Origin of the sequence: Janthinobacterium sp. PAMC25594 (assembly GCF_019443505.1) — a bacterium.
GTDB lineage: Bacteria > Pseudomonadota > Gammaproteobacteria > Burkholderiales > Burkholderiaceae_D > Janthinobacterium.
Genome location: NZ_CP080377.1, coordinates 2,741,563 through 2,759,889 on the forward strand (window position 1 = coordinate 2,741,563; position 18,327 = coordinate 2,759,889).

13 protein-coding genes are annotated in these 18,327 nt (G+C 61.1%); all 13 read right to left on the minus strand.

Annotation, left to right across the window (positions count from 1 at the left end; all coding sequences use genetic code 11):
* Positions 1-11: 11 nt before the first annotated feature.
* The 13 genes from truB to KY494_RS12460 all read right to left on the minus strand — a co-directional run bounded on the left by truB (position 12) and on the right by KY494_RS12460 (position 18,073).
* Positions 12-947, minus strand: a complete 936-nt coding sequence (gene truB / locus KY494_RS12400) for a tRNA pseudouridine(55) synthase TruB (protein WP_219133073.1) — start codon at positions 945-947, stop codon at positions 12-14.
* A gap of 2 nt (positions 948-949) precedes the next feature.
* Entirely contained in the window at positions 950-1,372 is a 423-nt protein-coding gene (gene rbfA, locus KY494_RS12405) for a 30S ribosome-binding factor RbfA (protein WP_034782531.1), read from the minus strand.
* A 117-nt stretch (positions 1,373-1,489) separates the two neighbouring features.
* A complete protein-coding gene (gene infB / locus KY494_RS12410; RefSeq protein WP_219891136.1) occupies positions 1,490-4,348 on the minus strand; it encodes a translation initiation factor IF-2 in 2,859 nt (952 codons plus the stop codon).
* A 46-nt stretch (positions 4,349-4,394) separates the two neighbouring features.
* Positions 4,395-5,960: a transcription termination factor NusA gene (gene nusA, locus KY494_RS12415; protein WP_071079176.1), complete on the minus strand. Its 1,566-nt coding sequence runs from the start codon at positions 5,958-5,960 to the stop codon at positions 4,395-4,397.
* Positions 5,957-6,445: a ribosome maturation factor RimP gene (rimP, locus tag KY494_RS12420; RefSeq protein WP_071079329.1), complete on the minus strand. Its 489-nt coding sequence runs from the start codon at positions 6,443-6,445 to the stop codon at positions 5,957-5,959. The genes nusA and rimP overlap by 4 nt, the downstream gene beginning before the upstream one ends.
* Before the next feature lie 340 nt (positions 6,446-6,785).
* Positions 6,786-8,897, minus strand: coding sequence for a 23S rRNA pseudouridine(2605) synthase RluB (gene rluB, locus KY494_RS12425; protein WP_219891137.1), 2,112 nt, complete (start codon positions 8,895-8,897; stop codon positions 6,786-6,788).
* Entirely contained in the window at positions 8,890-9,684 is a 795-nt protein-coding gene (scpB, locus tag KY494_RS12430) for an SMC-Scp complex subunit ScpB (RefSeq protein WP_034782524.1), read from the minus strand. The genes rluB and scpB overlap by 8 nt, the downstream gene beginning before the upstream one ends.
* 398 nt (positions 9,685-10,082) lie before the next feature.
* Complete coding sequence (locus KY494_RS12435) at positions 10,083-11,102, minus strand: glucokinase (RefSeq protein WP_219891138.1); 1,020 nt, start codon at positions 11,100-11,102, stop codon at positions 10,083-10,085.
* Positions 11,103-11,451: 349 nt separating this feature from the next.
* Positions 11,452-12,414 (minus strand): VTT domain-containing protein, encoded by a 963-nt coding sequence (locus KY494_RS12440; RefSeq protein ID WP_219891139.1) that lies wholly within the window; start codon positions 12,412-12,414, stop codon positions 11,452-11,454.
* Between the two features lie 27 nt (positions 12,415-12,441).
* Positions 12,442-14,133 (minus strand): ABC transporter ATP-binding protein, encoded by a 1,692-nt coding sequence (locus KY494_RS12445; protein WP_219891140.1) that lies wholly within the window; start codon positions 14,131-14,133, stop codon positions 12,442-12,444.
* 9 nt (positions 14,134-14,142) lie between these two features.
* Positions 14,143-15,258: an ABC transporter permease gene (locus tag KY494_RS12450; RefSeq protein WP_219891141.1), complete on the minus strand. Its 1,116-nt coding sequence runs from the start codon at positions 15,256-15,258 to the stop codon at positions 14,143-14,145.
* A gap of 9 nt (positions 15,259-15,267) precedes the next feature.
* Positions 15,268-16,206, minus strand: coding sequence for an ABC transporter permease (locus KY494_RS12455; RefSeq protein ID WP_070219240.1), 939 nt, complete (start codon positions 16,204-16,206; stop codon positions 15,268-15,270).
* 28 nt (positions 16,207-16,234) lie between these two features.
* Positions 16,235-18,073 (minus strand): ABC transporter substrate-binding protein, encoded by a 1,839-nt coding sequence (locus tag KY494_RS12460; RefSeq protein WP_258194823.1) that lies wholly within the window; start codon positions 18,071-18,073, stop codon positions 16,235-16,237.
* Positions 18,074-18,327: the final 254 nt, after the last annotated feature.

The following is an 18,327-nucleotide window of genomic DNA, read 5'->3' on the forward strand; positions in this document are numbered from 1 at the left end:
GTTGCTGTGACTTATTGATGCGCCGTGGCAATGAGACGCTCCGGCGCCAGGATGCTGTATTCCTGCAACTGGCCCGTGCCCAGCAGCTTGCTGTCGTGATACACGCGCACCCTGCCCGGCTCGGCTGGTACGGCGACCTCTTCCTTGCCCAGTGCGATGCGCTGACCATGCAGGAAACGCTTGGCCAATTCTTCCGTCAGCTGGACGGCGGGGAAACTCGACAACAATGCATCGACGGGCGCCAGCAGGCTCAACGGCGCGGCATGCGCCGTCAGCTCGTCCAGGGTGACAACGCCATCCAACGTCAGGCTGCCCACCTGCGTGCGGCGCAAGGCGTTCAGATGGCCGCCGCAACCGAGGGCATGGCCGATGTCTTCGCCCAGCACGCGGATATACGTGCCTTTGCTGCACATCACGGACAATTTCAGGAACGGGGCTTCGTAGCCGAGGAACTCGAGCTTGTGGATGGTCACCGGGCGCGCTTCGCGCTCCAGCGTGATGCCTGCCCTTGCATACTCATATAAGGGCTTGCCGTCCCTTTTCAAGGCCGAGTACATGGGCGGCGTCTGCAAAATCGGCCCGCGGAACCGCGCCAGCACGGCTTCGATCTGCTCTTCGGTGACGTTGACGTCGCGTGTTTCCAGCACGTCGCCCTCGGTATCGCCCGTATCCGTCGTCAGCCCCAGGTGCACCAGGGTTTCGTAGGTTTTATCGGCTTCCAGCAAGTCCTGCGAGAATTTCGTCGCCTCGCCAAAGCACAGCGGCAGCAAGCCCGTGGCGAACGGGTCCAGCGTGCCCGTATGGCCCGCTTTTTTCGCATTCAGCACGCGCTTGGCCTTGATCAGGGCGTCATTGCTGGACCAGCCCACGGGCTTATCGAGCAGCAAGACGCCGTCGACCAGGTCGCGCACCCGCTTGATGCCCGGTGGTTTCTTCGGACCCGCCACGTTTATTGCTCGTCCGCTTTGTCGGCAGGCTTTTCGTCCGGCTCGGCGTCGGCCGCGCGCGTGGCGTTGGCCTTGTCGATCAGCAAGGACATTTCCATGCCGCGCGAGGTCGAGCTGTCGTGCACGAAATGCAGCATCGGCAGGGTATGGATGTGCAGGCGCTTGCCCAGCAAGCCACGGATGAAGCCAGACGCGGCCATCAGGCCTTCGGTGGTGTTCTTGATGGCTTCCTTGCTGTCTTTCAACATCGTGAAAAACACCTTGGCATGCGCGTAATCGGGCGTGATCTGCACTTCGGTGATGGTGATCATCGTGCCCACGCGCGGGTCTTTCAATTCGTAGGCGACGATTTCAGCCAGATCGCGCTGGATCTGGTCGGCCACGCGCAAGCCGCGCGCTGGCATGGTTTTGCTATGTTTAGCCATGATTTTATGCTGTCCTAAGTGCCGCAGGGCGCATGAGTCAAACGGTTGCCCGTTGACCAATGCGCCCCACGTGTTTGCGCGGACATCACTATGTCCGCGCCATTGTTCTTGCTGAGATTACAGGGTACGAGCGATTTCCTGGACTTCGAACACTTCCAGGGTGTCGCCAACCTGAATGTCGTTGTAGTTGCGCAGCGACAGGCCGCACTCCAGACCGGCGCGAACTTCTTTCGCATCGTCCTTGAAGCGTTTCAGGGAGTCGATCTCGCCGCTCCACACCACGATGTTGTTGCGCAACAGGCGGACGGAAGAAGCACGCTTGACCACGCCATCGGTGACCAGGCAACCGGCAATCGCGCCCACTTTCGAGACCAGGATAACCTGGCGGATCTCGACGTGGCCGATGACGGTTTCGCGTTTCTCTGGTGCCAACATGCCCGACAACGCCGACCTGATCTCGTCGATCGCATCGTAAATGATGTTGTAGTAGCGAATGTCCACGCCATTCGACTCGGCCAGCTTGCGTGCCTGGGCATCAGCACGGGCGTTGAAGCCGATGATGACCGCTTTCGAGGCGACTGCCAGGTTGACGTCCGATTCCGTGATGCCGCCGACTGCCGCGTGAACAACTTGTACGCGCACTTCGGAGGTCGACAGTTTCTGCAGCGAACCGACCAGCGCTTCTTGCGAACCTTGCACGTCGGTTTTGATGATCAGCGGCAAGTTTTTCACTTCGCCTTCGGCCATCTGGTCGAACATGTTTTCCAGTTTCGCAGCTTGCTGCTTGGCCAGTTTCACGTCGCGGAACTTACCTTGACGGAACAGACCGATTTCACGCGCCTTGCGCTCGTCCGCCATGACGACGACTTCTTCACCGGCAACCGGCACTTCCGTCAAGCCCTGGATTTCGACCGGAATCGACGGACCCGCTTCAGCGATGGCTTTGCCGTTCTCGTCCAGCATGGCGCGAACACGGCCATACGAAGAGCCCGCCAGAATCACGTCGCCGCGCTTCAATGTACCGGACTGCACCAGGATCGTCGCGACAGGACCACGGCCCTTGTCCAGACGCGCCTCGACGACCAGGCCGCGCGCAGGCGCATCGACCGGTGCCTTCAGTTCCAGCACTTCGGCTTGCAACAGCACTTGTTCCAGCAGATCGTCGATACCCTGACCCGTTTTGGCCGAGACCGGCACGAATGGCGATTCGCCACCGTATTCTTCCGGCACGACTTGCTCGGCGACCAGTTCCTGCGTCACGCGATCCACGTTGCCACCTGGTTTGTCGACCTTGTTGATCGCCACCACCAGCGGTACGCCGGCTGCTTTCGCATGGGCAATCGCTTCTTTCGTTTGCGGCATCACGCCATCGTCGGCGGCAACCACCAGAATGACGATGTCGGTTGCCTTGGCGCCACGGGCACGCATCGCGGTAAACGCTTCGTGGCCCGGGGTGTCGAGGAAGGTGATCATGCCGCGTGGCGTATCGACGTGGTAAGCGCCGATATGCTGCGTAATGCCGCCCGCTTCGCCGGAGGCAACCTTGGCGCGACGGATGTAATCGAGCAACGAGGTCTTGCCGTGGTCGACGTGACCCATGACGGTGACCACCGGTGCGCGCGGCTTCGACTCGAAGTGCGCGTGCTCGCCCACATCGGCCAGCAACGCTTCCGGATCATCCTGCTCGGCGGCAAACGCCTTGTGGCCCATTTCTTCCACCAGAATCATGGCGGTTTCCTGGTCCAGCACCTGGTTGATCGTGCACATCTGGCCCAATTTCATCAAATGCTTGATGACTTCGGATGCCTTGACGGACATTTTGTGTGCCAGTTCGGCCACGGTGATCGTTTCCGGTACGTGCACGTCTTTGACGACGGCTTCCGTAGGCGCCTGGAAGTTCGATTCACGGTCGTCATGGTGCGTCGGGCGACGGCCCTTCGCGCCACCGCGCCAGCTGTCACGGCCGCCTGGGCCGCTATTGCCGCGTGGCTTCGGACCACCGGTGGTGCCGCGTTTTTTCGCGTCATCGGACCAGGTGGACGACACATTCGCCGACTTGATGGATTTCTTGTCTGCAACAGCAGGCTTCTTGTCGCCCGGCTTGTCGCCAGGTTTCTTGTCAGCAGGCTTGTGCAGGGTGCCTTCCGGCGCCTTCGGCTTGACCGGAACCGGTACGGGTTCAGGAGCTTTGATGGCGCGGCGTGGCGCGTTCATCATGGCCTTGATCTGGGCGACTTCGTCGGCAACGGCCTTGCGTGCACGGTCCGTGGCTTCCGCTTTGTCAGCGGCTTCCTTGGCGGCAACAGCAGCGGCGGCGGCTTTCTTCTTCGCTTCTTCAGCGGCAGCAGCTTTTTTCGCTTCGGCAGCGGCGTCGTCAACGACAGGCGCAGCGGCGCTGGGGACAGGCGCGGCAGCAGCCTTGGCAGCGGCTTTCTTCGCTTCCGCGTCAGCTTCTTTCTTCGCAGCCAATTCAGCCTGTTGCGTGGCTTTCGCCTGGGCTTCTTTTTCCGCGTCGAGCTTGGCCAGACGTTCTTGCTTTTCGCGCAGATCGGCTTCCTGGCGGGCGATCAGTTCAGCCTGTTTACGGGCATCTTCTTCACGGCGCGCCACGTCGGCGGGATCGATCACCGGTGCGGCAGGCGCGACCGGTTCTGCCGCGACCGGCACAGCTTCGTCACGCTGGACGAAAGTGCGTTTCTTGCGCACTTCCACCTGGATGGTGCGCGACTTGCCGGTGGCGTCAGCTTGCTTGATTTCAGTCGTTTCCTTGCGGGTCACGGTGATTTTTTTCTTTTCTGTGTCAGCCGCTGCGCCGTGTGTGCGGCGCAGATGATCCAAAAGCTTGTCCTTATCATCTTTCGACAATGGATCTGACGTCGAACTTTTCTCGACGCCGGCAGAACGCAGCTGCGTCAGCAGCAAATCTGCAGGCATCTTCAGTTCGGTGGCAAATTGGGCTACGTTGTTACTCGCCATTCAGTCCTCTTTTCTATGTGTCGCGGAGATGATAAAGATACTCAAATTAAGCCTTTGCGGATTCGGCCAGACTCCATGCCTTGGCTTGCAACGCCTTGGCACGATCGTCATATTTCGAGTCAACCAACTTCATCTCATCGTCGGTCACATCTTTAAATTCACTTGTAATCAGTTCACGCGCACGGTCCGCAGACAAGGCCAGGATTGCGCCAAATTCGTCGTATGCCAGTGCTGCAAATGCTTCAACGGTCTTGATACCAGCCAGACCCAGCTTGCCGGCGGTAATGCGGTCCATGCCTTCCAGACCCACCAACGCCTCGTCCATGCCTTCCAGACCCTCTTCCGAAGCAATCGCTTCGGTCACGAGCGCATCACGCGCACGGGTACGGAGTTCATTGACGGTATCTTCGTCAAACGATTCGATTTCCAGCATTTCGGAAATTGGCACGTAAGCGATTTCTTCCAGACTGGCGAAACCTTCTTCCACCAGAATATCGGCCACTTCCTGGTCGACATCGAGCTTTTCCATGAACAGGATGCGCACGGCAGCCGTTTCCTGGGCAGCTTTGTCAGCCGATTCTTCGGCCGTCATGATGTTGATCTTCCAGCCGGTCAGGTCCGAGGCCAGGCGCACGTTCTGGCCGGAACGGCCGATCGCGATTGCCAGGTTTTCTTCATCCACGACGACATCCATCGCGTGTTTTTCTTCATCGACCATGATCGACGACACGTTCGCCGGCGCCAGGGCGCCGATGACGAACTGCGCCGGATCTTCCGACCACAGCACGATGTCGACACGTTCGCCACCGAGCTCGCCGGTGACAGCCTGCACGCGCGAACCGCGCATGCCGACGCAAGTACCGATCGGGTCGATGCGCTTGTCGGCCGTGTAGACGGCGATCTTGGCGCGTACGCCGGCATCGCGGGCTGCGGATTTAATTTCCAGCATGCCTTGCTCGATTTCCGGCACTTCCAGTTCGAACAGCTTCATGATGAATTCTGGCGCGGTACGCGACAGGATCACTTGCGGGCCGCGCATATTGCGGTCGATGCGCAAGATGTAGGCACGCACACGGTCGCCGATACGCAGATTTTCTTTCGGGATCATCTGGTCGCGTGGCAGACGCGCTTCGATCTTGCCCGATTCGACGATGGCGTCGCCGCGTTCCATGCGCTTGATGGTGCCGGTGACGAGCGAATCGCCGCGTTCCAGGAAGTCGACCAGGATCTGTTCACGTTCGGCGTCACGCACGCGCTGCAGGACAACCTGTTTGGTATCCTGGGCGAAACGGCGGCCAAATTCAACGGATTCGATCGGCTCTTCGATGTGGTCATCGACTTCGATATCGGAAATCTGTTCTTTTGCCTCGAAATGCAGGATCTCCTGATCCGGCAATTGCAGGCCAGCTTCATCGGGCACCACGTGCCAGCGGCGGAACGATTCGAATTCGCCCGTTTCGCGGTCGATCGAAACGCGGATGTCTACCTCACCCTCATACCGTTTCTTCGTGGCTTGCGCCAACGCGAATTCGAGGGCGCCGAAGACGACATCTTTATCGACGTTTTTTTCGCGCGCCAGCGCGTCAACCAATAATAAAACTTCGCGGCTCATGCTTTGCGTCCCTTAAAAACCACCTGCGGCACCAAGCGTGCCTTATCCACATCCGCGAGCGTAAATTCCAACATCGCCGGACCATCCTTACCTTCAAATTCCAACGACAATTTATCGCCCACGGGTTCTTGCAAGATCCCCTGGAACGATTTCCGGTTGTTCGTACCCGGCATCGCCACATTCAGCTTGACGATGATTTCCTGGCCTGCGAAACGGACAAAGTCTTCCAGCTTGCGCACCGGACGATCGAGACCCGGGGAAGAAATCTCGAGACGCTCGTAAGGAACGTTCTCTACCGTCAACACATGCGATAACTGGTGACTCACCGTGGCACAGTCTTCGACCGTGATCGGACCTTTTTCAGCGGCATCGGCGGCGCTGAAATCAATAAAGACGCGCAGCATTCCGCGCTCGGCACGTTCGACATCAACGAGCTCATAGCCCAGACCTGTAACTGTCTTTTCAATTAATCCCAACTGCTGCAAGAAATTCTCCAGAAATAAGGCCCGTTTTCGGCATGACAGCGCCGCATTGAGCGCCGACAACATGCAAAAACACGCATTCAAGTCATATATGGCCCCTTGCGGAGCCATGACAAACGGTTCAACAAAAAAAAATGGGCATCTGCCCATCTTCCTGTATTTCCCCAACCAGATAAGCACTCCCCGCCAAACAACCCTGCGGAGAACTTTTATTAGGCTGCGGATTATAACCTCTTATTAACTTCGCCGCAATGCCGCACACAAGGAGCGGCCCGGCTTACAACAGTTACAAGAGCGCGCGCCCGCAGCGGATTATCGGGCGCGCAAGAAGAAATCCTCTGATTTAACCTTTGCTGCGACGGCGCGGCATGCCATCCATGCCGCCACGGTCCATGCCGCCACGCGGTTGGCCAGCGGAACGCGCCTGACCACCGGCAGCACCGCCCGCATTGCGGCGCGGACCCGTGTTGGCGAAGCCGAAGGTCGTTTGCAGCGGATCGGGCTGGCGCGGACCACGCTGCGGCGCGCGGCCTTCACCACCGGCAGGACGCCCCTGACCCTGGCCTGCCGCACGCGGCGGACGGCCCTGGCCTTGGCCTTGGCCTTGGCCTTGCGCACCGTCGAACGATGCCGACGAGCGCGGCTGCCCACCCTGGAACGGACCTTGCGGCTGGCCACGGCCAGGACCACGCGCTTCGCCTGGACGGCCGGTGCCGCCTGGACGACCCTGGCCTTGCGGACGGGCAAACTGGCCTTGCGGCTGGCCACGGCGCGGCGCGACCGGGAATGGATCGGCGTTGCGGTTGCTGACATCGATGCGGTTGCCATTCGGCTCGTCATCGCGGTCCTTGCGTTCGACCTTGCGCGCTTCGCGGCCCTTGGCGGCGCCAGCGGCACGGGGGTCGCCCGATGCCGGCATTTTCTTTTCAATGCCGTAGGCGGTCAACAGATCGCGCACGGTATTTTCTTCCATTTCTTCCCAACGACCGCGCTTCAAGCCGCTTGGCAGGGTCATGGCGCCGTAGCGGGTGCGGATCAGGCGCGAAACGGTCAGGCCGATCGCCTCGAACATGCGGCGCACTTCGCGGTTACGGCCTTCGCCGATCACCACGCGGTACCACTTGTTGATGCCTTCGCCGCCGCCATCGGCGATCTTCGAAAATTGCGCCAGGCCGTCTTCCAGCTCGACGCCGGCCAGCAGCTTCTGGCGCATGCCCTCTTCCAGCTCGCCCAGGGTACGCACGGCGTACTCGCGGTCGATGCCGTAGCGCGGGTGCATCAGGCGGTTGGCCAGGTCACCGGAGGTGGTAAACAGCAGCAAGCCTTCCGTGTTGAAGTCGAGGCGACCAACGGCCAGCCATTTGCCCGCTTTCATGGTCGGCAGGCGGTCAAACACGGATGGACGGCCGTCCGGGTCGTTGTGGCTGACGATTTCGCCGGCCGGCTTGTGGTACACCAGCACTCTTGGCGGCTTCTTGCTGACGCGGCGCTGGATCAACTTGCCATTGATGCGCACGTGGTCGCTCGGCAAGATGCGCTGGCCGATGTGGGCTGGCTCGCCATTCACGGACACGCGACCCGACATGATCAGGTCTTCCATGTCGCGGCGCGAACCGAGACCGGCTTCGGCCAGCACCTTGTGCAGCTTCGGCGCGTCGTCGTCGGACGTCAGGTCGCGGCGCACGGCCACTTTCTGCACGCGGCCCGTGCCGCCTTCTTCGCTGTCGAACGCGTCGGAGGTGACAAACGAGAAGACAGCGTCAGCGTCGCTGAGTTTACCTGGCGCAGCCTGGCGGCCCTTGCCCTTTTTACGGCTCTTGCCGGCATTCTTGCCGGCGCCCGGCACGTCGTTGCGCGGACCGCGCGGCAGGCGCGGACCGGAAACGAGGTTGCCTTCGGCATCAAACACATCGGCGACAGGCGCGGCTACTTGCTCTGCGGCAGGCGCTGCCGCAACGGCTTCGGCCGCCTGCGGCGCTTCCGCGCGCGGCGGCTGGCGCAATGCGCGTTCCGCCTGTACGCCGCGCATCTGGCGCGGACCACGGGTCGGATGTGCTTCGGCCGGCTTGTCGGCGACGACTTCCGGCGCGGCTTCCGCCTCGGCGGCGGCGGCCTTGGCGGCGGCGCGCGCGCGCGGCGGACGCGGCGCCGGGGCGGCAACCGCCTCGGCGGCCGCTTCGGCGGCGTCGGCGACGGCTTTCAGGGCCGGCTTGGCGCGGGTTTTCTTGACGGCTGGCGCAGCTTCTGCGGCAGCATCGCCAGCGGCGGCGGTGACGGGCGCGTCGGCGGCCACGTCGGCTTTCGTGCGGCGCTTCGGCTTGGCAGCGACGGCGTCGCCGGCAACGGCAGCAGCGGCCGTATCAGCTTCGATCTGGGCCTTGGTGCGGCGCTTGGGCTTGGCAACGATGGCTTCGTCGCTGGCGATTACTGTCTCGGGTGTGTTCGGATTATTCATTCTTCGTTTCTTGGCTGTGCTGACCTGGCGCAGCGTCAACCGTTAGTTCTGGCGCAGGGTCGTGAGTGTAGGCTTCGTCCGTGGGCGAAGCATCGGGGCCGGCATCAAGGCTTGCTGTCACATCTACATCTGTCACAGCCGTATTGCTACCTGCACCAAGCTGGGGGACAAGCTCGTTGCTTGCCTTGTCAAAATTTTCTTGCAGGGCCGCTTCCAGGGCTTCGAGCCCATTGCCCTGCATTTCACTGATTTGCTGCAAAGGCGGCAGCTGGGACAACGAATGCAAACCCAGGTCATCCAAAAACTGCTTGGTGGTGGCCAGCAAGGCCGGCCGTCCCACCACGTCGCGGTAACCGATGGCATCGACCCAGCCACGGTCTTCCAGCATCTTGATCGTCTGCGAATTGACGGCAACGCCGCGGATTTCCTCGATATCGCCGCGCGTCACCGGCTGGCGGTAGGCGATGATGGCCAGGGTTTCCAGGGTCGCCCGCGAATACTTGGGCGGCCGCTCGGGCGTCATGCGGTCAAGATACATCTTCATTTCCGGGCGGCTTTGAAAGCGCCAGCCCGAAGCCAGACTGACGATCTCGATGCCGCGCCCTTCCCACTCCTGCCGCAATTCTTCCAGCAATTGCTTGATCGTGTCGGCGCCGACGCCGACACCGCGCACGCGACCGTTCTCGTCCGCATCGACGAACAGCTTTTTCAGGCTGTGGATCGTCAGCGATTCACGAGCGCACAGCAACGCGGTTTCGAGGACTTTTTTAGCCTCAATTGTATTCATAGCAATTCTGTGCGGATGTGTATTGCAATTCGTAGGCAGAGAAAGAAATCAAAAACGTTCATTTCAACGTAACAGATGGCAGACATCGATGATGACGCCGTGCTGGGTTACAAGTTGAGGCTGTTTTTCCGACGCCTTGGCCGATGCGCGCAAAGCGGGATTAAAGCGGATGCAGTGAAAGTCCTGCCATCCATGGTGCTGGCCTTAAATAACCAGCAATGAAACGAACTCCTGAGCCGCTGCTATTCCCGTGGCGAAGATTCAGCCAGACAGGAGAGCGACAGTCGTCGTTTCATCCAACGATGCCAATTGTACCTGATAAAAAGCGGAAAAGCGCAAAACCGGGCAAAACACGCGTTTTACCCGGTTCTGGCGCGACATATCGCCCGCTGCCCGCATCACAGGGAGGCGAGTTTCTCCGAGAGAATGGCCGATGCACCCAGGAAAGCCGGGTACTGCGCCGTGATGACGAAGGTCGGCACTTGCGAGACATAATTGGCGAAGCGGCCCTTGCGCTCGAAACGGGCGCGGAAGCCGGAGCGGTCGAAACGCGCGCCCAGGCGCGGCACGATGCCGCCGCCGATATAAATACCGCCCAGCGCGCCCAGGGTGACGGCGACGTTGCCCGCCACCGTGCCCAGCATGCAGCAGAACGCTTCGATGACGTCGTCGCACAGCTGGGATTCGCCGGCCAGCGCGCGGCGCGTGATCTCCGCCGCCGGCAAGGCTTCCGCCGGCACGCCCGCGCGGTCGGCCAGGGCGCGGTAGATCAGTTCCAGGCCATCGCCGGAAATCAGGCGTTCGGCCGAGACGTGCTCGTATTCGCGCCAGGCAAATTGCAGAATGCTCACTTCCACTTCATTGAACGGCGCGAAGCTGACGTGGCCGCCTTCGCTTTGCAGGGCGATCCAGCCGCCGTGCGAGGGAATCAGACCCGACACGCCCAGGCCAGTGCCGGCGCCGATCAGGCCGATGGCCGTGTTCGGACGGGCCGTGCCCGCGCCCACCTGGTGTTTTTGTTCGCTCGACAGCTGCGGCAAGGAGCGCGCCAGGGCCGTGAAATCGTTGACCACGTCCAGGGTCGTGAAACCGCACTCTTCGCGCATGGCGCGGATCGAGAACGACCAGTGGTGATTCGTCATGCTGAGGAAATCGCCGTCGACCGGGTTGGCGATGGCGATCACGGCATGGCGCACAGCTTGCCCGCCAGCGGCGGCGATGTGCGGCAGGGCCAGATAGGCTTGCAGGGCGGCGGACAGGCTCGGGTAATCGGCACAGGGCAGCACTTCCACCAGGGTGATGTGGCCGGTGGCCACTTCCAGGGCGAAACGGGCATTGGTGCCGCCCACGTCGGCCAGCAGGCGCGGTCCATCGGCAAAGGCGGAAGTCGGCAGTACGGGAGAAGACGAAGCGCTCATGATTTTAAATGATGAAGTGGGACGCATGGGACGCCAAGCTTAAAGGATGAATGCGCCCGGAGGCAAGCAAAGTTTGTAGTTTAAGTACATCAAATCAGGCCTTTATTGGTAGTTCCACTCCAAATGCAACAGGCGGCGCCAAAATTACTCAAAAACAATGATTTATAGTAAGTACTTGCACTCGACAAGCGCGCGAAAAGCATGCTGCACAGCAGCAGGAATAGCCCTCCACGGAGAGTATGCCGCAGTTTGCGCAAAGCCGCTTTGTATGGAACGGCGCAGGCGTGGCGCTGCCGTCCCGGTGGCCCGGCGGCGGTGTTTTCGTATTATTACTACCGGTTTTTACTGATCAGGAGGGCATGCCTTCGCCCAGCAGGCTGGCGGGCGCCGGCTGGTCCGAGCGGTAGGCGGCGTTCCACGCATCGAGGCCGCCATGCAGGGGCTTGGCCCGGTGAAAGCCGTGCTGGTGCAGCAGCTGGGCCACTTGCGCGGCCGTCACATCGTTGGGACAGCTGCAATACACGATGATGTGGCGGTCCTTGTCCATGCCGATCAAGGCCGGCACAGGTTCCTTGCCATTGAAGAACAAGGCGCCCGGCACGGCCGGCTCCAGCGCCTGCGCCGTGGCACTGCGCGCGTCGACCATCAGCGGTTCTTCGCCCTGCTCTATGAGTTCGAACAATTCATCGATGCCGATGCGCTCGATTTGCAAGGCCTGGCGGAAACGCCGGCGTTCGAGGAATTTATACAGCAGGAACAAGCCCAGCAAGGTGGCCAGCATCAGCAAAGCCGTGCTGCCCATGGTGCTGAGCAAGTCGAGCACCTGCTGCACGCTGGCATGGAAAATCACGCCGACGACGATGCCCGTGCCGCTCCACAGCAAGGCGCCCAGGCTCGCGTACAAGAAGAACAGGCCCGGCGGCGTGCCCAGCGCGCCCGACATGGGCGCGGCCACGGTATTGAATCCCGGCACGAACTTGGAAACGATCAGGGCTTTCGGGCCCCAGCGCTTGAATTTGTCTTCCGTCTGGCTGACGCAGTAATCGGGCGACAGCGAGATGCGGCACAGCAGCCGCAGGATGCGCTTGCCGAAATGCCGGCCCGCGCGGAACCATGTGAAGTCGCTGATCAGGCAGGCACCCAGCGCGGCGGCCAGCACCAGCCCCCCATTCATGTCGCCATCGACGGCCAGCGCACCCGCCACCACGAGGATGGGAAAGGCGGGTATCGGCAAGCCGAGCTGCTCCACCAGCACGATGCCAAAGACAATCAGGACACCGTAATGTTCGAGCAGGTAAATGAGGTTGGGCATGGCCGCTATCTTACCGTAAAAGCGTGTTTATATTTGCACGCCCTTCGGGATCGCACTCAATAAGGTCCGCGTGTACGGATGCACGGGATTGCGGTACAGCTCATCCGAATCGGCCAGCTCCACCACTTGCCCCTTGTGCATCACCATCACCTGGTCGGCGATGTATTTCACCACGGATAAGTCGTGCGAGATGAAGATGTACGACAAGCCGAATTCATCCTGCAAATCCTGCAACAGGTTGAGCACCTGCGCCTGCACCGACACGTCCAACGCCGACACGGATTCGTCGCACACCAGAATTTCCGGCTGCATGGTCAGGCAGCGGGCAATCGCGATGCGCTGGCGTTGACCGCCGGAAAACTCATGCGGATAGCGGTGGAAAGCCTGTTCCGGCAAGCCGACTTTATCGAGCAGCCAGTAGGCCTTGGCGATGCGTTCCTGGTCGTTCGCGCCGATCTTGTGAATGCGCATCGGCTCCAGCAAGATCTGTCCCACCGTAAAGCGGGGGTTCAGGGACGCATACGGATTCTGGAAGATGATCTGGATGCGGCGTTTATAGGGCAAATACTCCCTGTTCGGCATGGAAATGAGGTCCTTGCCGTGGAACATGGCCGTGCCACTCGTTGCCTGGTGCAGGCGCAGCAAGGTCAGGCCCACCGTCGTCTTGCCGGAACCGGACTCGCCCACCACGCCCAGGGTTTTTCCGCGCGGTAAAGTGAAGGACACATCCTTGACGGCCTGGAATTCGCGCTTGCCGAACAGGCCTACACGCGTATAAAAGCTTTTACTGAGGTTATTCACCACCAGCACCGGTTCGTCGCCCGGCGTGTAGCCGCGCGTGCGCTGTTGCATTTCGATGCCGGGGCCGGCCTTGCCGTCCATGTAATCAGCAATGACGGGCAAGCGCCACGGGCGCTGGTCCAGGGACGGGCGGCAATGCAGCAGGGCTTTGGTATAAGCGTCGGCCGGCGCTTCAAACACTTGTCGCACTTCCCCCGTCTCGCGCACTTCGCCATGGCGCATGACGATCACCTGGTCGGCGATCTCTCCCACCAGGCCCAGGTCATGGGTAATGAAGAGCACGGACATTTGATGCTTCTTTTGCAGCGCCGCGATCAGGTCCATGATCTGCTTCTGGATCGTCACGTCCAGCGCCGTCGTCGGTTCGTCCGCGATCAGCAGTTTCGGTTCGCAGGCGATCGCCATGGCGATCATCACGCGCTGCTGCTGGCCGCCCGACATCTGGCTCGGATAGGCGTCGATCTTGGTGGCGGGATCGGGTATGCCCACTTCGTCGAGCAACTCCAGCGTGCGCGCGCGCGCCTGCTTGCGGTTCATGCCCATATGCTGGCGCAACACTTCGGCGATCTGGAAGCCCACCGTAAACACGGGGTTCAGCGACGACATCGGCTCTTGGAAGATCATCGAGATATCCTTGCCGCACATGGTGCGCCGCTCGGCGATCGACAATTGCAGCAAATCGCGCCCGCCGAAAAGGATGCTCGATTGCTTGTCGATGATGGTGTTATCTGGCGGCAACAAGCCCATCACGGCCAAGGAGCTGACGGACTTGCCGCTGCCCGACTCGCCCACCAGGGCGACGGTGCTGTTGCGCGGCACGTTGAACGAGATGCCCTTGACGGCTTCGAACGTGGTCTTCTTGTCCAGGCGGAAGGTGACGCGCAGGTCGCGCACTTCCAACAGGTTATTCTGGTCCATGAGCAACTCCTATTTCACTTTGGGGTCGAGCGCATCGCGCAAGGCATCGGTAAACAGCGAGAACGCCGTCACCAGCACGGCCATCGCCGTGGCGGCGGCTGTCAGCTGCCACCATTTGCCCAGGATCAGTTCATTTTGTGCCTCGTTGAGCATGCTGCCCCACGAGACGGTGCCCACCGGCACGCCAAAGCCGAGGAAGCTCAGAATCACTTCGGCCTTGATGAAGCCCACCACCAGAATCGACATTTGCACCAGCGCCACGTGACTGACGTTCGGGAAGATATGCGAAAACATCTTGCGCCAGTGCGAGGCGCCGATGGCGTCGGCCGCCATCACGTATTCGCGCGCCTTGTGCTTGATGTATTCGGCGCGGATCAGGCGGTACGGCCCCGTCCAGCCCGTCAAACCGAGGATCAGCACGATGGTCAGCACGCCCTTCTGTTGCAGCACGGCCGCCACCGTCAAGATCATCAAGATCGACGGAATCGACGTGAAGATGCTGTAGAACCAATTAAAAAAGTCATCGACGATGCCGCCGAAGTAGCCGGACACGGCGCCAAACAGTGTGCCCAGCACAACGGCCAGCAAGGCCGCCACCAGACCCACGACGATCGATGTCTCGCCGCCCTTGATGGTTTTCTGCACGATGTCGTGGCCCCACTTGTCGGCGCCGAATGGCAGTGTCGCCGCCTTGTGCGCGATCAATTTCTTGGCCTTGCCCATGCCGGCGCGCAAGGCCGTCAAGTCGTCGGCCAGCGGGTCGGTGACGCCGTACATGTCCACGCCGGCAGAAGGATTGCTGCCCATCTGCGCGCGCAGTTCGGCGATATCGTCGGCCAGCAGGTCGAGCACATTGACGGGTGTCGGCGCGCTGCGCTCGTCGGACTGGGGAATGGCGCCGTCGCCGGCGCCGGCCGCGTCCTTGTCGGCACCCACAAAAGTGGGCGGCGCATAGCTGACGGCCACTTCATCTTCCCAGTTCGAGGCCACCAGGCCGCTGGCGGAGGCCAGCACCAGCAGGAAAAAGGCGCCGACCACGGCCAGCGATACCATTGCAATCTTGTCGCCGCGCAAACGGCGCCACGCCAGGGCCCACAGGCCGGGCGATGTATGAGGTTTCGACATCGTCTCTTTCTACTTCAGTTGTACGCGAGGATCGACCGCCTGGTACAGCAGGTCGGTGAGCAGGTTGAAGAGCATGGTGGCGGCGGCGACGTACACGGTGATCGCCTTGATCACCGGAAAGTCGCTGCGCTCGACGGCCAGAATCACTTCACGCCCGATGCCGGGGATGCCGAAAAAGCGCTCGAGCAGGAAAGCGCCGATCAGCAGGGCCGGCAAGTTCGACATCACATAGGTAATGATGGGGATGCCGGCGTTGCGCAGCACGTGCACCCACATGATGCGGCCTTCCTTGAGGCCCTTGGCGCGCGCCGTGCGCACGTAATCCTGGTTCGCTTCGTCCAGCACGAAGGTGCGGAACAGGCGCAGGGTCGGCGCGATCGACACGGCCAGGCCGATCAGAATCGGCAGGGTCGAATAGCGCAGCAGGTTTTCCCAGAAGCTGTCGCCCCAGCCCTGCACGGGGAACAGGCCCAGTTTATAGGCGAAGCCATACTGGAAGACGATGATGTAGACGAGAATGGAAATCGACATGCCCACCGTGCAGGCGATCATCACCATCCGGTCCGTCAGCGAACCGCGCACGAAGGCGATGGCCAGCGCCAGCGCCACGCCAAAAAACGTTTCCAGCACGGTCAGCGGGATCAAGACCATCATCGACGGCCCCAGGCGCGAGGTGATGATGTGCGACACGGACTCGCCAGTCGCCCAGCTCTGGCCGAAGTCAAACGTGACGATCTGCTTGATGAAGATCCACAGCTGCACGTAGTACGGCTGGTCGACACCGAGCTGGCGGCGGATGTTGGCGATGCTTTCCGCGCTCGACATCTTGCCGGCCAAAATGTAGGCGGGGTCGCCGCCCACCCAGTTGAACAATATAAACACCAGCAGGACGACGCCCAGCATGGTGGGCAGCATCTGCCACAGACGGCGCAGGATATAAGCAAACATAATGATTCCTTGTTTTTATAAGCTGCGCTTATTTGGCGGCTGGCGCGGGAACTGGTGCGCCATTGCTGTCAATGTCCATGAAGGCCCATTCCTGGAACAGGATCGGGTGCTTCTTGTAGCCTTGCACCGACTTTTGCGCCAGCATGTTGCGATAGCGCGCGTAGCCGATCAGGGCGCCCGCATTGACTTCCAGGCGGCGCGCCATCTTGTGGAACAGCTCGTCGCGCTCGGGGCTGGCCGGCATGGCCTGGCTGGCCGCATACCATTTATCGTACTCGGGGTCCTGGTAGCAACCATTGTTGTTCTGGTGCGTGTTCGGGCCATAGAACAGCTGCATGAAGTTGTCGCCGTCCGGATAATCGGCCAGCCACGGTGCCGTGCGCGTCTGCATCTTGCACTGCTTTTCCGTCTTCAGAATGTCGGAAAAGATCATGCGGTCGTTTTCCATGCGGATGCCCAGCGAGTTGTACGTCTTGCGCCACATTTCCGCCTGCAGCACGCCATTGGCTTCGTTGCGCGAAGCGTAGCGGATCAGCAGCGGCTTGCCATCTGGCAAAGTACGCCAGCCGTCGGCGCCCTTCTTGTAGCCGAATTTATCCAGCAGTTTATTCGCCAGCACGGGATCGTATTGCAGCAGGGATTTATAGTGCGGGTCGTAGCCGACCACGCCCGGTGGAATTGGATAGTCGAGGCGCTTGGCCTGGCCATTCCAGATGATGCGGATTTCCTCGTCGATATTGTGCGCCATGGCAATGGCGCGGCGCAGGGCGATCTTTTCCTTGCTGAAGCCACCCAGGGTCGGGTCTTGCATATTCCAGTAGTAATAGCTGATCTCGGGATCGAGCAGGCGCGACAGTTGCACGCCCTTCTCCGCCAGCTCGGGGCGCAGTTTGCCGTTCAGCAAGGCTTTCGGCGCCAGCGGGCCATCGAGCCAGAACACGTCCGTGCCGCCGCTCTGGAAAGACAGCCAGCGCGACTGGTCTTCGATCATCACGGAAATTTCGATGCGGTCGATGGCGGGTATGCGCTTGCCCTGCATCTGGCGCACGATGCGCTGGTCGTCCGGGTCGTCGCCGGCCATGAAATTCCACGTCTCGGGCAAGTGCTGCGGATTGCGGTTTAAAACGATGCGGTTGCCGCGCGTCCATTCGCCCAAGGTGTAGTAGCCGGTGCCGACAGGATTCGAGCCCACTTCGCCCTTCACGTCGCCGTATTTTTCCACCACTTCGCGCGCCACGGCAGCCGTCGGCACATAGGCGAGAATCATGGGGAAATTGAAATCGGTCTTGGTCAGCGAGATGCGCAGGGTGTACGGGTCGAGGATTTCCAGGCCCGCCACCTTTTTATTGAAATCGAGTTTGTTCGACTTGGCCGCTTCCTTGGCCAGATCGTCCAGGCCCACTACCTTGCCTTCGAACAGCCAGCTGTGCGGCGAGGCCAGGCGCGGGTCGAACAAACGCTTCCACGAATACACATAATCGGCCATCGTCAGTTCGCGGCGCTTGCCGCCGAACGCGGCGTCGGGCGTGAACAGGATGCCTTTTTTCAGGCGGATGGTGTAGGTCTTGCCGTCGGCCGACACTTCCGGCATGGCGGCCGCCGCGCCGGGCACCACCTTGACGGGGCGCGCCAGGTAGTCATACGTGTACAGGGTGTCGAAGACGGCCTGCGTGATGTGGTTAGAATACAGGTCGCGCGCGGTGGCCGGGTCGAAACCCGTCTCGGCGGCCGGCAGGATATAGCGCAAGGTTTTCACCGGCGCGGCCGCGGGGGCCGGGGTGGCATCCGCAGCAACGGCAACGGCCGCCAGCGGCAGGGTGGCCAGGCAGGCGAGCAGCGCCACGCGCCGCATCCATGGTGACTTCATGTAATACCCTTCATCTCGATTATCTGTCGCACCGTATTAGTGCGCTTGTACTGGCTTCCCCCTGGGATACAGGAGTCCACCGCCAAAACCAGTCCATCCTCGCAAGATCTGTGCCTTGTTCGTCGCCAGCCACACCCACAAGCAGGCGAGCCGGAAAAAGGCGTAACGATAACGCATATTCCGTTCGCCGGGCGAAAAGCCGCAGCACTGGCGTGGCGCGCAGCCACGGCCACCTGCCTTGCGGAGAGAATTTT

Coding starts and splice junctions, on each gene's coding strand:
- rbfA (WP_034782531.1), bottom strand. CDS start 1,372: ATGGCTAAACATAGCAAAACCATGCCAGCGCGCGGCTTGCGCGTGGCC.
- infB (WP_219891136.1), bottom strand. CDS start 4,348: ATGGCGAGTAACAACGTAGCCCAATTTGCCACCGAACTGAAGATGCCT.
- nusA (WP_071079176.1), bottom strand. CDS start 5,960: ATGAGCCGCGAAGTTTTATTATTGGTTGACGCGCTGGCGCGCGAAAAA.
- rluB (WP_219891137.1), bottom strand. CDS start 8,897: ATGAATAATCCGAACACACCCGAGACAGTAATCGCCAGCGACGAAGCC.
- scpB (WP_034782524.1), bottom strand. CDS start 9,684: ATGAATACAATTGAGGCTAAAAAAGTCCTCGAAACCGCGTTGCTGTGC.
- KY494_RS12435 (WP_219891138.1), bottom strand. CDS start 11,102: ATGAGCGCTTCGTCTTCTCCCGTACTGCCGACTTCCGCCTTTGCCGAT.
- KY494_RS12440 (WP_219891139.1), bottom strand. CDS start 12,414: ATGCCCAACCTCATTTACCTGCTCGAACATTACGGTGTCCTGATTGTC.
- KY494_RS12445 (WP_219891140.1), bottom strand. CDS start 14,133: ATGGACCAGAATAACCTGTTGGAAGTGCGCGACCTGCGCGTCACCTTC.
- KY494_RS12450 (WP_219891141.1), bottom strand. CDS start 15,258: ATGTCGAAACCTCATACATCGCCCGGCCTGTGGGCCCTGGCGTGGCGC.
- KY494_RS12455 (WP_070219240.1), bottom strand. CDS start 16,206: ATGTTTGCTTATATCCTGCGCCGTCTGTGGCAGATGCTGCCCACCATG.
- KY494_RS12460 (WP_258194823.1), bottom strand. CDS start 18,073: ATGAAGTCACCATGGATGCGGCGCGTGGCGCTGCTCGCCTGCCTGGCC.